This is a genomic window from Edaphobacter sp. (assembly GCF_035763405.1).
Lineage (GTDB): Bacteria > Acidobacteriota > Terriglobia > Terriglobales > Acidobacteriaceae > Edaphobacter.
Window position 1 is genome coordinate 19258 of record NZ_DASUBE010000061.1, and the last position, 13227, is coordinate 32484.

Below are 13227 nucleotides of genomic sequence, written 5' to 3' on the forward strand. Positions count from 1 at the left end.
AGGCATCAGGAAACCTTGCCCGCTCTTCCAGTCGAGCTGCGCACGACAAGCGCAGTATCTACCGCATACTGCTTGCCCATCTCTCCCGGCGCGCTCTCCGAAGACTTCAGTGCCTTGTAAAACGTCTCTGCAAGCTCGCGCCGCGGGAGCCGCAGCGTCGTCAGCGGCGGATACACAATATCGCTCAGCTCAATGTCGTCAAATCCGACAATGGACAAATCCTGCGGCACCGAAAGACCCTGTCGATGCGCAACTCGCAACGCCCCAATCGCAGTCAGGTCGTTCGCCGTGATCATCGCCGTCGGCCGTCTCTTCAACGCCAGCAGCTCCACCATGGCAGCCTCGCCGCCGGACACCCTGTAGTTTCCTTCGCGCAGAAACGTCTCGTCCACCACCAGATCTGCATGTTTCATGGCCTTTATAAATGCCTGCAGCCGATGGTCCGAAATCGTCGGTCCACCCGAGCCTCCAATGTAGCCAATCCTCCGGTGCCGCAGTTGCTTCAGGTGCTCCACAGCCTGATTCATGCCCGGCTCGTTATGGATCAGCACATCACTCAACCCCGGCCCCACCAGCCGCCGGTCCATCGTCACCAGCGGCACCCGATGGTGAATCAGCGACTCAATCGGCTCTGTCTCAATCTCCGAAGCAAGCAGCGCGACCCCATCCACCTTCCGCACCAGCATTCTCCGAATCGTCTGCTGCATCTTCGTAGGGTGAAAATCCGTCGTGGCCATCAGCATGTCCTGATTGTTCTCCACCAGAATCGCCTCGAAGCTGCGAATGAACTCCGGGAAAAATGGGTTCGTGATGTCTGGAATAATCAGGCCGTAGGTGCAGCTTCTGCCGTATTTCAGCGTCGTGGCGCTGCCATTTGGTACGAACCTCAGTTCGTCGATGACCTTGCGCACGCGCTCGGCCGTCGCCGGTCTCACCAGGTTCGATCCATTGATGACCCGCGAAACTGTAGCGCTCGATACTCCAGCGATCTTCGCGATGTCCCGCATATCCATTGCGGCTCTCCTCTCGAACACCGACCTCCGCGCGAGCGAGTCAGTTCACTGGTGAAACACCGACGCCGTCTGGAAAACAGGAAGACCAGCCGTTCCACTCGCTCACTGGGGCCTACCGAAAGCTATCACACAACAATCTCACCCTCGACCTTCGGCGTCAGAGCCTTTCCATCCGCTCCCACCCACGACCCGGCCCAACCCCTCGCCTCCGCGCGCATCAGCGCAAGAACAGCGCAGGCCAGACACGCAAAGATCACGAAACCCGCAGCATACGATCCCGTATGCTGCTTCGACTGTCCGAGCAGGTTAGGCACAATCGAACCGCCCAGCGCCCCAACCTCGCCAATCATGCCGCCCGCAACCGCCGTCGTCAATGGCCAACGCAGCGGCACAAGTTGAAAGGTTGCCCCATTGCCCGCGCCCAACGCTGCAAAACACACCATCAGCAGTAGCGTCGTCGCAAGCAGAGACATCGGCGCCGCCACCAGGCCCGCCAACCCTGCAATCGCCATCACGAACGCAATCGTCAACGCCCGTACCCCGCCAATACTGTCCGCCAACCATCCGCCCACGATCCTCGTCGCACTCCCGGTCACAGTCGCCAGCACCGCCAGGCTCCCCGCCTCCACCTTCGAAACGTGAAACTGCACAAAATAAAACGAGGGCAGATACGTCGCCAGTCCAATAAAGCCTCCAAACGTGACGACGTAGATCATATTGAAGACCCACCCGTCCCGCTCCCAGAGACACTGAATATGCTCAGCAAAACTCTGCCGCTCCGCGTCCTCCGGCTCCTTCGCAAACGCGATCATCACCGTAAGCGGCAGCAGCATTGCAATCGCTGCCGCTCCATACACATGCTGCCATCCAAAACGCACAGCCAGGCGCGGAGCAAACAGCGCGGCCAGCGCCGTACCGCTGTTCCCCGCTCCCGCAATACCCATGGCAAGCCCCTTGTACTTTGCCGGAAACCAGCCCGAACCCAGCGACAACGCAATCCCAAAGCTCGCGCCTGCAATGCCCAGCAGCACACCCATCGCAAGCACGTCATGGTACGTCTTCACAAAGAAGCAGCCGTATACCAGCGCCAGAATGATCGCCGACATCTCCACAATCGCCGCACTCTTTCTACCGATGTACTGCGAGAGCACGCCCAGCGGAAAACGCATCAGCGCACCTGCAAGCGTCGGAACCGACACCATCAGGCCAATCTGCCCCTGAGTCAGATGAAACTGCTCGGAGATAAACGGCCCGAGCGCTCCATTCAGCACCCACACTGCAAAGCAAAAATCAAAATACAGAAACGCAGCCAGCAGCGTAGGCGGATGCCCCGACTTCATAAACGTCTTGAAACCTGTCATCGCGATCTCCTCTGAGTTTGAATCGAACAATACGAGAGCCTGGAGTTCATTCATTCCGAGCAGCAGCTTGGCCATCCACAGAGATACCTCGACAACCAGAACCTATCGTGCAACGGATCTTTCGACCCGCACCGCGCACTGCTTGAAGTTCGGTTCGCGCGAGATCGGATCGAACGCGCCAAGCGTCACCAGGTTCGAATTGGACTCGGCAAAGTGGAACGGCATAAACACCTGCCCCGGCGCAACAATCCCCGTAATCCGCAGCTCAATGTCTTTCACGCTGCTTCGGCGCGAAATCACCGTCACGCGATCGTGCGACCTCAGATCAAGCCGCGCCGCGTCCGCCGGATTCATCTCCAGCCACGCATTCGGCACCATACTCTCCAGCATCGCCACCTGCGAGGTCTTCGTGCGCGTGTGCCAGTGCTCAACCGTCCGGCCCGTATTCAGAACGAAGCTGTACTCCGAGTTCGGCTGCTCCAGAAACGGTTCCCACGGCACGCTGTACAGACGAGCCCTTCCGTCCGGCGTGTTGAAGACGCCATCTTCATAGAGCCTCTTGCCGCCCCACTGAATGCCGCCCTGCTCTTCGATCTGCTCCCACGAAAGCCCGCTGTAATCGCACATCCTCCCTGCCGAAACACGCCGCCACTCGTTGAAGGCATCGCGTGTCGTAGACCATCCCGCAAAGAGTTCTTCGCGCACACCCAGGCGCCCCGCAATATCCAGAAAGATGTCGAAATCGGCACGCGCCTCACCAGGCGGAGCGACAATGCGGTTCACCTTGTTCACCCGCCGCTCCGAATTGGTGAACGTCCCTTCTTTCTCGCCCCAGATCGCAGCCGGCAAAACAAGGTCTGCAAACTCGGCTGTCGGTGTTGGATAAAACCCATCCTGCACCACCAGAAACTCCACACTTCGTAGCGCCTGCTCCAGCACCGAGTAGTTCGGAAACGACACCACCGGGTTGGTCGCAATGAACCACAGCGCCTTAATCTTCCCCGTCACCGCGCCTTCAATGATGTCCGGATACGCAAGCCCGCGCGCCGTAGGAATGCGATCAACATCAACGTTCCAGATTCGCGCCAGATCTTCGCGGTCTTGCGGATTCTCAAACTTGCGATATCCCGGCAACCCCGAAGTAAAGCCAGCCTCGCGCGTGCCCATCGCATTACACTGGCCTGTAATCGAGAACGGTGACGCCCCCACCCTGCCGATATTTCCCGTCATCAGCGCAAGATTATTGATGGCCGTCACCGTCACGGCTCCTTGCGTCGAGTGATTGACGCCCATCGTCCAGCCGATAAACGCTGCCTTCGCTCTGCCGTAAAGCAGCGCAACTTCCTCAATCTTTGCCTCGCTCAGCCCGGTAATCTTCGCCACGTGCCGGGGCGTGAACGTCGAGACAAACTCCGCAAACTCGTCGTACCCGGACGTGTGCTGCTCAATGTAGTCCCGGTCAATCAGACCTTCGCGGATGAGAATATGAGCAATCCCGTTAATCAACGCGATGTCGCTGCGCGGCTTCACCGGCAGATGAACGTCCGCCATCATGGCCGTCTTCGTCACACGCGGATCGACCACGATCAGCGTACGGCTCTCGTTGCGCTCCAGCCGCTGGCACAGAATCGGATGGTTATCCGCGATGTTCGAGCCAATCAGAAGCACCACATCCGCCGTCTCCATGTCTTCGTAGGAACCCGGCGGCCCATCGCTGCCAAACGACATCTTGTAGCCCGCTACGGCGCTCGCCATGCACAGCGTCGTATTGCCGTCGTTGTTGCGCGTCCTGAAACCAAGTTGCACCAGCTTGCCCAGCGTGTAACACTCCTCGGTCACAAGCTGCCCCGTCCCAACAACACCGAGCGCATTGTCGCCATACTTCCTCTGCACCGCGCCAATCCTCTCCACCATCGTGTCGAGCGCCTCCTCCCACGAAACCGGAACCAGCTTTCCGTTCTTGCGAAGCAGCGGCTGTTTCGCCCGTCCGGGAGCAGTCAGAATGTGGTGCTCGCTCAACCCTTTCGGGCACAACTTGCCGCGATTCACCGGATGCTCAGGATTTCCCCGCGCCGTCACCGCCTTGCCGTCTCGCACACCAACCAGCATTCCGCAGCCCACAGAGCAGTAGCCGCAGGTCGTCTTCACCCACGTCTCGGCCACCCGCGTCGCGGAGATGTGCCCCACGCTCGCGTCCTTCTCGAAGGCATACTCATCCTTCCGCGTATCGAAGCCCATCATCCGCCGTGCTTTCATCAAGACGCTCATCGTTCACCTCCCCGCGCAAACGTAAGAGCCATATTCAGCGGCACCACCGAAACAAAGAAGAGATAGCGCGCGCATAGCACTGCACCAATCGCAGTAACGCAAGCCAGAATCCAGTAACCAACGAGCGCAAGCACGACGCACATGCACGCCAGCCCCCACGAGAGCGCCAGAACATTGCGCAGCTTCTCCACGTTGAGCAAAGCCGCGCTGGCCCGTCGCTCAAACAAAGACGACCGATTCAGCCGTACCAACCGAACAACCTGATTCGCAAGCCACAAACTTGCACAAAGCGCCAAAGGCCAAATCGCATCCAGCATGCGACCACTTGCCACCACACGCTCATGGCCCGTCAGTATTGCCAGCCGCATCAGTGCCGCCGGAAATGCGCTTCCGATCAGCGCCGCGCTCAGAACAAAATCCACCGGCGTATGCATCATGTTCCACGCGGGCCGCGCAGGAACCAGATAGATGAACGCGCTGGCCACCGTGCCTGCCAGCCCAAACGCCGCTGCCGTCCATCCTAAGATCAGTTGCGTTCGCTCCCCGGCACCCCAGGCAGCCGCCGTCGCTAACATAAGCGCCGCGAAGAAGAGCCCGAACAGAAGCACTTCCCTGCTCAACCACGAACGGCGCCACATCTTCAACGCGCGCCACGCATACGCAGGCCGTCCAAGATGGAAGACCGATATATTCAACGCAACCATCGTGATCCCAAGCAACACGCTTAGTATCGGCAGGCTGGCCCTCTTCCAAAGCAGCGCGGCAATCAGCGCGCCCGTCACCATCTGAATCAAAGTCGTCATCAGCACTAGCGAAAGATGTGCATGTTCAGGCCGTATGCGCCCCGCATCCACCCGCTCCAGCTCCGCAGCAGATCGCGCAGGCAGCGTGATGCGCGTCGTCGAAATCGTGTGTCCCGCCGCGGGCATCCCCGGAGACTCCGCCGCCGCATAGTTCTCGCGCCACTCGGCCAAATTAACAATCTCAATCTCAATCGCGCCCTCCGGACAGGCGTTGACGCAAGCTGGCTCGCGCCCATCCGCCAGCCGCCCATGGCACATGTCGCATTTGCCAACCACGCCGCGCTCCGCATTGAACTGCGGCACACTGTATGGACAGTTCCACACACAGTACTGGCAGCCGATACATGCGTCCGCCGAATGCAACACAATACCCGTAACAGGGTCCTTCGTGTACGCATTCACCGGGCAGCCCTTCACGCAATCCGCATCCAGACAGTGGTTGCACCCCATCGACAGATAGTGCCGCAGCGTATCGGGATACGTACCTCCCTCGATCTCTCCCATGCGCCGCCAGCGAATGTCCGTCGGATTGCCGTTCTGTTCATTGCACGCAATCTCGCACGAGCGGCAGCCGATGCACTTCGTCATGTTGAAGTGAAAGCGATACTGCTCGCCCTCTTCCGGACTGCGTACGGGGATCAGCGACTTCGCCACGCGGACCTCAGGGAAGTCCTCCATTTCCCCGATCGTCATGCGCACAAGGTCCTCCGAACCGTCCGTCAAAGCGCGTTCATGGAGAAGTAGAGACACGTGTAGCTCCTTGTTCCGTGCGGGTACAGGGTTGGTGACACTCAGTGTGTTCTAGCGAGCCTCTGATTAAGTCTTCGTTTTGAAAGAGCGTGGCTTCAGCCACGCCATCACGTCCCTCAATTCAATGGGGCTTTAGCCCCGGAGGGAATCTTCGCGGACTTAACCTAGTAAACGTCGCGGTGGTAGCGGTGCTCATCTTTGAGCTGTTGAACGTAGTCCTTTGCGGCTTCCTGGCCGAGGCCCCCCTCGCGTTCAACAATGGTGTGCAGTGCGGCATCGACATCCTTCGCCATGCGCGAAGCATCGCCGCAGACATAGATCGTGGCTCCGTCCTGAAGCCATTCCCAGAAGGCCGAAGCCTGCTCCAGCATCCTGTCCTGAACGTAAATCTTGTGCTCCTGATCGCGCGAGAACGCAGTGTCAAGCCTTGTCAGGTGCTTGTCGGCAAGCATGGAGTGAAGTTCATCGGCGTAAAGAAAATCCGTAGCCGCGCTGCGCTCGCCAAAGAAAAGCCAGTTGCGGCCCGTCGCGCCAAGCGACCTGCGCTCGTGCAGAAACGCACGAAACGGTGCGATCCCCGTGCCTGGGCCAATCATGATGATCGGCGCGTCCGACTCCTTCGGCAGACGAAACTTCTTATTCGGCTGAATATAAATCGGCAACGCATCGCCGACGGAGACACGGTCCGCAAAAAGCGTCGAACACACGCCGCCTCTCTCGATGTTGTGCGCTCTGTACCGAACCACAGCCACCGTCGTGTGAACCTCTCCCGCGTGCGCCGCCGGACTCGACGAGATCGAATAAAGTCGCGGCGTCAGCTTCGGCAGCATTGCAACCAATTCATGCGGAGCCGTCACCACGCCCGGATATTCCAACAGCAGGTCGATGAGCCCACGGTCATACGCGTACTTATCCAGATGCGATTGCTGCTCGGGAACCAGCAGATCCAGCAGTCGCTGACACTTGCCCAGCGCGGCATACGCCTGCACCATCTTCCGGTTCAGCCGAGTCACCTGAAGCGAACGCAACAGCGCCTCAAACACCGTGACCGCGCCCTCTTGCGCGAGCTCAACCTTCTCGCTCCCCGTAAACTTCAAGACCTCAAGAATCTGCCCCACAAGCCGCGGATCGTTCTGTGGAATCACGCCGCAGGCATCGCCCGCCTCGTAGTGAAGCTTCGAGTCAGCGGTCGAGAACGCAAGATGCAGCGTCAACTTGCTCGAAACATCTCTGGTCAGCGCAGTCTTCTCAAGCAACGGAGCAGAAAACGGATTGTCACGCGAATGCGCCTGCACCTTGGCCGGCGTCATCGCCACAACCTTTGAGGCAACAGCAGCCACCGGCTTCACCTCTGCACGGATGCCCTTGCCGGAAGCAACGTCATCAAGGCGCGAAAACAATCCAGCCTTCCACTGCGCGAAGTCCTCATCCAGTTCGACGTCGCAATCCACCCGCTGATAGATACACCGGGCGCCCAACGCTTGAAGACGCGCATCAAGGTTGATCCCAAATTGACAGAACTGCTCGTATGTCTTGTCGCCAAGCGCAAGGACCGAGTAGGAAAGTTTTTCCAGACGCGGAGCCGTCGCCAGACTAAGCTGATCGTAAAAAGGTCGCGCACCCTCCGGCGGCTCGCCTTCACCATACGTACTCGCAATCATGATCGCGTGCTCTTCCTTCGCCAGCATCGACGGCGTATATGCATCGAGCGAAGCAACCGTGGCAACGTGACCCTTTGCCTTCAGATCCTTCGCCACCTTTCTGGCCAGACCTTCCCCCGTGCCCGACTGCGACGCATACAGCACAGCCACCTTCAGCGATGCAGCCGCAACCGCAGGCTGAGCCACCGTCAAAGCAGCATCGGGAAATATCCCCGCAAGAAATCCATTGAGCCACGCGCGCTGATCAGCAGAAAACGGGGCCGTCTCCGGAATGAATGGAGTGATCGACATACGCTACGCAGCCTCCTTTGCAAGACAAAAGGACTTCAGTTCATCGACGCTGTGCCTGCGGCTAAACTCAAGAAACGACTCATCGCTCCTGCGCTGATTCGTGAACGCCTCAAACAGGCGCCCCATCGTCTCCGGCAGATCGATAAATTTGATGGCCGGTATCAACTCGCGCCCAATCCCCCGGTCTCCGTCCGAGCCGCCTCCGATATTGACCTGATAGCCTTCCTCCCCGCCCACCTTCACACCCATCAAGCCGATGTCGCCAATGTAGTGCTGCGCGCACGAGTGCGAACATCCCGTCACATGCAGGTTCACAGGCTGCAGAATGTTGAACCGCTCATCCAGATAGTTCGCCAGCGCCACTGCGTGCGCCTTCGTATCGGCGGCTGCGAACTTGCAGCCTTGATTGCCGGTGCAGGCAACCGTGCCCGCCATCACGCTCCCGGCAGAAACGTCCAGCCCGGCTGCGCGAATCGCATCCACTGCCGCCTGCACATTCGCCTCAGCCACATTCGGAACAATCATGTTCTGCCAAACCGTAAGCCGAACCTCGCCCGTGCCAAATCGCTCGGCAACCTCAGCAAGCGCCAGCATCTGCGCTACCTGCAACCGCCCCACCGGAGCAACCACGCCAATGTAGTTCAGCCCCGACTGGCTCTGCGGATGCACGCCAATATGCCCCTGGCGATCAACCGCCTGACGCGGCTCGCACGACGAAGCCGCCAGATGAATCAGCGGAAAGGCCAGCCGCTTCTCTGTCTCTTCCAGAAACCGCCCCACGCCCCACGTATCCACCAGATACTTCAGCCGCGCCTTCTTACGATCAGTGCGGTCGCCGTTCTCCGCAAACACGCGAATCATCGCTGCCGCCACCGCAACCGTCTGGTCCGGACGCAGCAGCACGCCGCAGTCGCTCGCAAACTGCCGGTGTCCCGTAATACCGCACAGCAGCACGCGGAAGTAAACGCCTGCCGGAACATCCTGCCCTTCACCCACCCGCACCGCGACCAAGCCAATATCGTTCGTATCTGCAACCACGCTCACGCTGCCGCCGCCGTCAAACGCCACATTGAACTTGCGCGGCAGCCCATACATATCGCGCGAGTTCAGAATGTACGTATTCAGGGCCTCAGCCAGCGGAGCCACATCGTACAACTCGTTCGGGTCGATCCCCGCCAGCGGCGAAGCCGTAATGTTGCGCACATTATCCGCGCCCGACCCACGCGACGACATACCCAACGCCTGCACCGCGTTCAACACACGCACAATGCTCTTCGGCGCAAACTCGCGTATCTGGAAATTGCTGCGCGTCGTCATCTCCGCGTGTCCCGAGCCACACTCGGCGCTCAACTCTGCCAGCCCGCGTAACTGATGCGCCCGCAGCACGCCGCCCGGCACCCGCATCCGCAGCATGAACGAGTCCTGCGCAGGCGAAACGTAAAACAGCCCATGGAACTTGAAGCGAAAGATGTCCTCAACCGCAGGCGCCTTATTTTCGTTCGCATGCTCCAGCAACTTGTCCCACACATCCAGCGGATTCTGCTCGAACTTCCATCGCTCCTCGCGGCACAGATCGGAGACCGGTGTCCCGAAGTAAAGCTCTTCCTCCGCAGCCGCCTCATTCCGCAGACCCAGCGAGCTGTCGTTCGTAATCAGCCCCGAAGCAGTATGCCCCACAAACGGCACAGCTCTGCTCTGCGCCACACCGGCGAAGAAGCCCTGCAGATACTGCTTCTGCTCCATGGTGAAGTGCTCCGTACCGAAGGTCGAATTGACGAGAGTCTCAGCAATCATGTCCATGTCCCTCAACCGCAAGCGGTCGAAAATCGCTCAAAGTGACGTTTAGCCTTGAACGGCTGCAAGATATGGAGTTGAGTTGGCTGATTGTGTTTTCGTGCTCGACGCGACCCGCCAAATCAACACCGCAACATGCGGCGGATTCAAGGCTCTTCGCGGAGCATCGGTACTCGAAGGGAGGAGACTGACTCCAGCACACCCTGGTGCTTGAACAACCCCTTCACCAAAGGCATATTTTGAATATGCTTTCGGTGACACAATACTAACCCGGAAACTGCTGCTCATGCAACAAAAAACTCCAAACCCGCGTCATTGCCGGGTTTTCTCGCTCCCGAGAACGACTTTTCATCTCCCGCTCTTGTTTCTCAAAATCCGCTATGTTACAAACCAGTTATCCGTTCCCCGCCACGCGACACCCCGACGTGTCCCACACCGGATGACCCAACTCCCCGTATGAGCAACTCCGACGCGCCTGTAAAATAGTGGGCGTCACACCATTTCTCTTTGCACCACTCACCGCCGCTTTGCCACGTAGCATTGGCAAACTGCTTTTCTGAATGGCCTTTCCGGCCGGCACGCAACCACGCGATAGCCGGCTGTCAGACTGGAACCGGGGGTATCCATGGCACACGCGAGTTTCGACGGGCTCAGAGTTCTCTCACTGGAATCGCGCCGCGCCACTGAGGTGGAAAAGCTCATCCGCACCTACGGCGGCGAACCCTTCGTCGTCCCCGCCATGCGCGAAGTCCCTCTCGAATCCAACCGCCAGGCGCTCGACTTCGCCGACAACCTTCTCAAAGGCAACTTCGACCTCGTCATCTTCTTCACCGGCGTCGGCGTGCGCACGCTGCTCAACATCGTCGAAACCAAATTCGACCGCGAGCAGTTCCTTCATGCCCTGCGCGCTGTACAGATCGCCGCGCGCGGGCCAAAGCCGCAGGCCGCGCTCAAAGAGTTGAAGGTCCCCGTCTCCGTCACCGCAGCCGAGCCAAACACCTGGCGCGAGATAATGCAGGGCCTCGAAGCCAAATACGGCGCTTCCCTCGCCGAGATGCGCGTCGCCGTGCAGGAGTACGGCGCATCCAACCCCGAGTTTCTCTCCGCGCTCAGCGAGCGGTGCCGCGAAGTCACCAAAGTCCCCGTCTACCAATGGGCGCTTCCTGAAGATCTCCGCCCCCTGCGCGAATGCGTGCTCGGCATCGCCAAAGGCAACGTCGATGTCGTCCTCTTCATGACCGCCGTGCAGATCATCCATCTCTTCCAGGTAGCCGAAGTCATGAACAGCCAGCAGGAGCTGCGCGAAGGACTTCGATCCATGGTCGTCATCTCCATCGGCCCCACCACCTCCGAAGAACTCGCGCACTACGGCCTCACTCCCGACTTCGAGCCTTCGCGTCCAAAGATGGGCTTCCTCGTCAACGAAGCCGCGCAGTACGCCGCCAAGGTCCTCCGCCAGAAACGCAGCGGTGAAGCAGCCAAAGACGCCCTCCGCGCTCCCGCCAAATCAGCCGTGCCCGCTCAGACACCTGCTGCTGCGCCCACAAAATCCGCAGCCGCCGCCGCAAAACCCGCGACCCAGCGCGTGCGCCGCGTTGCCCCCTCCACGCCCACCATGGCCGGCTTCCGCGACGCGCTCATGCCCATCGACTTCCTCCACGAGATCTCCAGCCGCATCGCCGGCTCCGACTCCTTCCACGTCGTCCTCGGCCGCATCGTCGATTTCGTCACCACCATCATCCCCTGCGACTCCTGCTTCATCTACGTGCTCGAAGGCGAAAAGCTCGTCCTGCGCGCCTCGCAGAACCCGCACGCCGACCTCGTCGATCACCTCGGCATCAAACTCGGCCAGGGCGTCACCGGCTGGTCCGCCGAGCACCGCGAGCCCGTGGCCATCGCCTCCAACGCCTCCAACGACCCGCGTTTCAAAGCCTTCAAAAACGTCCCCGAAGACCACTTCGAGGCCATCCTCTGCACCCCGATCCTCTGCGCCGGCAAGGTCGTCGGCGTCATCAATCTGCAACACCGCCTCTCCTACCAGCACTCGCCCAACGAAGTGCGCCTGCTCTCCACCATCGGCTACCTCGTCGGCGCAGAGATCGAGCGAGCGCGCCTCGAAAGCGAAAACGCGCAGCTCACCGGCAAACTGGAAACCCGCAAGGCGGTCGATCGCGCCAAAGGCATCCTCCAGCGCGACCTCGCCATCACCGAAGACGAAGCTTACCGCCGTATGCAGGCTGAAAGTCGCCAGCGCCGCAAATCCATGCGCGAGATCGCCGAAGCCATCCTCCTCGGCGACGACCTCCGCAAAGCCAAAGCCGACACCACCGAAAAATCCGCCTGAGAAAGCTCTGATGAAGGCATGACTTTGAAGGGGCGTGACCACCACATCTTGTTGTCATTCCCGAAGGGAAGGCGCAGGATTTGCTGTCATCTGATTTGTTGTCATTCCCGAAGGGAATCTGCGTTTCGCTTTTGCAATCGCTTTTTTGTTGTCATTACCCAAAGGGAATCTCCGTTCCACCCCGGGTTACGAAATGCTCTAAAAAACCAACCCAAACTCACGTCATCTCGACCGAAGGCGGCGCCCTTTGCCGCCGCAGTGGAGAGCCCCCCGTATTTCTCCCGCTCCGGCATCAACGCATACCGTGCCCACACATCCCCCAAAGGCCGCACCCGGGTAGAACCATTTCGCACCTCTGTGCGGACACTCCATCCATCGCAGCCTCATCGCGAAAGGTGGTAAATCCGCAAGCACGCCCAAAGAAATACCACTAGACACTCACCCGCTTTACTGCCTCACTCCAACCATGCTCCGACGCATCCTCGCGCTCTCTCTTCTCTCGCTAGGCGCAGCCGGCCTCATCGCCCAACAGCCTGCCGTCAGCGCGCCCACACCCGACGGCCTCAAGCCCTCCAGCACCTTTCTTCAACCCGTCATCCTGAACGCATCTTCGACCCGTCATTCTGAGCGCAGCGAAGAATCCCTGTATTTCTTTTCTGCGCCGATTCATTCCGTGGCCCTTCGATACTCAATCAGAGCTTCCTAAGGATGAGCGTGGGACCACAAGCTGCGGGAAAATGCACGCTTTGTGCTTCTCGGTGGGAGCGCAGGGCTTTAACCCTGCGAAAATCCCAGCAAAATCAAGGGGCTTTAGAGGGTGCTGAAAAAGTCCGTTTTGCTTAAGGGCACGGCTTCAGCCGTGCCGCAAGTACCGCAAAATCAGCGCGGCTTTAGCCGCTGAGGTACGCCTTTCTCTTCGCCAATGACTTTTTCAGCACCCTC

General features: G+C 59.5%; 7 protein-coding genes. 1 reads left to right on the top strand and 6 read right to left on the bottom strand.

What is annotated here, in order from left to right:
• Positions 1–5: 5 nt before the first annotated feature.
• The 6 genes from VFU66_RS06050 to VFU66_RS06075 all read right to left on the bottom strand — a co-directional run bounded on the left by VFU66_RS06050 (position 6) and on the right by VFU66_RS06075 (position 9941).
• A complete protein-coding gene (locus VFU66_RS06050; protein ID WP_326445342.1) occupies positions 6–1007 on the bottom strand; it encodes a LacI family DNA-binding transcriptional regulator in 1002 nt (333 codons plus the stop codon).
• 131 nt (positions 1008–1138) lie between these two features.
• Complete coding sequence (locus VFU66_RS06055; RefSeq protein WP_326445343.1) at positions 1139–2374, bottom strand: MFS transporter; 1236 nt, start codon at positions 2372–2374, stop codon at positions 1139–1141.
• A gap of 102 nt (positions 2375–2476) precedes the next feature.
• Positions 2477–4642, bottom strand: coding sequence for a molybdopterin oxidoreductase family protein (locus VFU66_RS06060; protein WP_326445344.1), 2166 nt, complete (start codon positions 4640–4642; stop codon positions 2477–2479).
• On the bottom strand, positions 4639–6138 hold the full coding sequence (locus VFU66_RS06065) for a DmsC/YnfH family molybdoenzyme membrane anchor subunit (RefSeq protein ID WP_326445345.1): 1500 nt from the start codon (positions 6136–6138) through the stop codon (positions 4639–4641). The genes VFU66_RS06060 and VFU66_RS06065 overlap by 4 nt, the downstream gene beginning before the upstream one ends.
• A 221-nt stretch (positions 6139–6359) precedes the next feature.
• A complete protein-coding gene (locus VFU66_RS06070) occupies positions 6360–8147 on the bottom strand; it encodes a diflavin oxidoreductase (RefSeq protein WP_326445346.1) in 1788 nt (595 codons plus the stop codon).
• Positions 8148–8150: 3 nt separating this feature from the next.
• Entirely contained in the window at positions 8151–9941 is a 1791-nt protein-coding gene (locus VFU66_RS06075) for a NirA family protein (RefSeq protein WP_326445347.1), read from the bottom strand.
• Between the two features lie 625 nt (positions 9942–10566).
• Here VFU66_RS06075 and VFU66_RS06080 point away from each other — a divergent pair.
• Positions 10567–12285 carry a uroporphyrinogen-III synthase gene (locus tag VFU66_RS06080; RefSeq protein ID WP_326445348.1) on the top strand — a complete coding sequence of 573 codons (1719 nt, stop codon included), beginning with the start codon at positions 10567–10569 and terminating at the stop codon, positions 12283–12285.
• The last annotated feature ends 942 nt before the right edge of the window (positions 12286–13227 follow it).

Coding starts and splice junctions, on each gene's coding strand:
- VFU66_RS06065 (WP_326445345.1), bottom strand. CDS start 6,138: ATGACGATCGGGGAAATGGAGGACTTCCCTGAGGTCCGCGTGGCGAAG.
- VFU66_RS06080 (WP_326445348.1), top strand. CDS start 10,567: ATGGCACACGCGAGTTTCGACGGGCTCAGAGTTCTCTCACTGGAATCG.
- VFU66_RS06060 (WP_326445344.1), bottom strand. CDS start 4,642: ATGAGCGTCTTGATGAAAGCACGGCGGATGATGGGCTTCGATACGCGG.
- VFU66_RS06055 (WP_326445343.1), bottom strand. CDS start 2,374: ATGACAGGTTTCAAGACGTTTATGAAGTCGGGGCATCCGCCTACGCTG.
- VFU66_RS06050 (WP_326445342.1), bottom strand. CDS start 1,007: ATGCGGGACATCGCGAAGATCGCTGGAGTATCGAGCGCTACAGTTTCG.
- VFU66_RS06070 (WP_326445346.1), bottom strand. CDS start 8,147: ATGTCGATCACTCCATTCATTCCGGAGACGGCCCCGTTTTCTGCTGAT.
- VFU66_RS06075 (WP_326445347.1), bottom strand. CDS start 9,941: ATGATTGCTGAGACTCTCGTCAATTCGACCTTCGGTACGGAGCACTTC.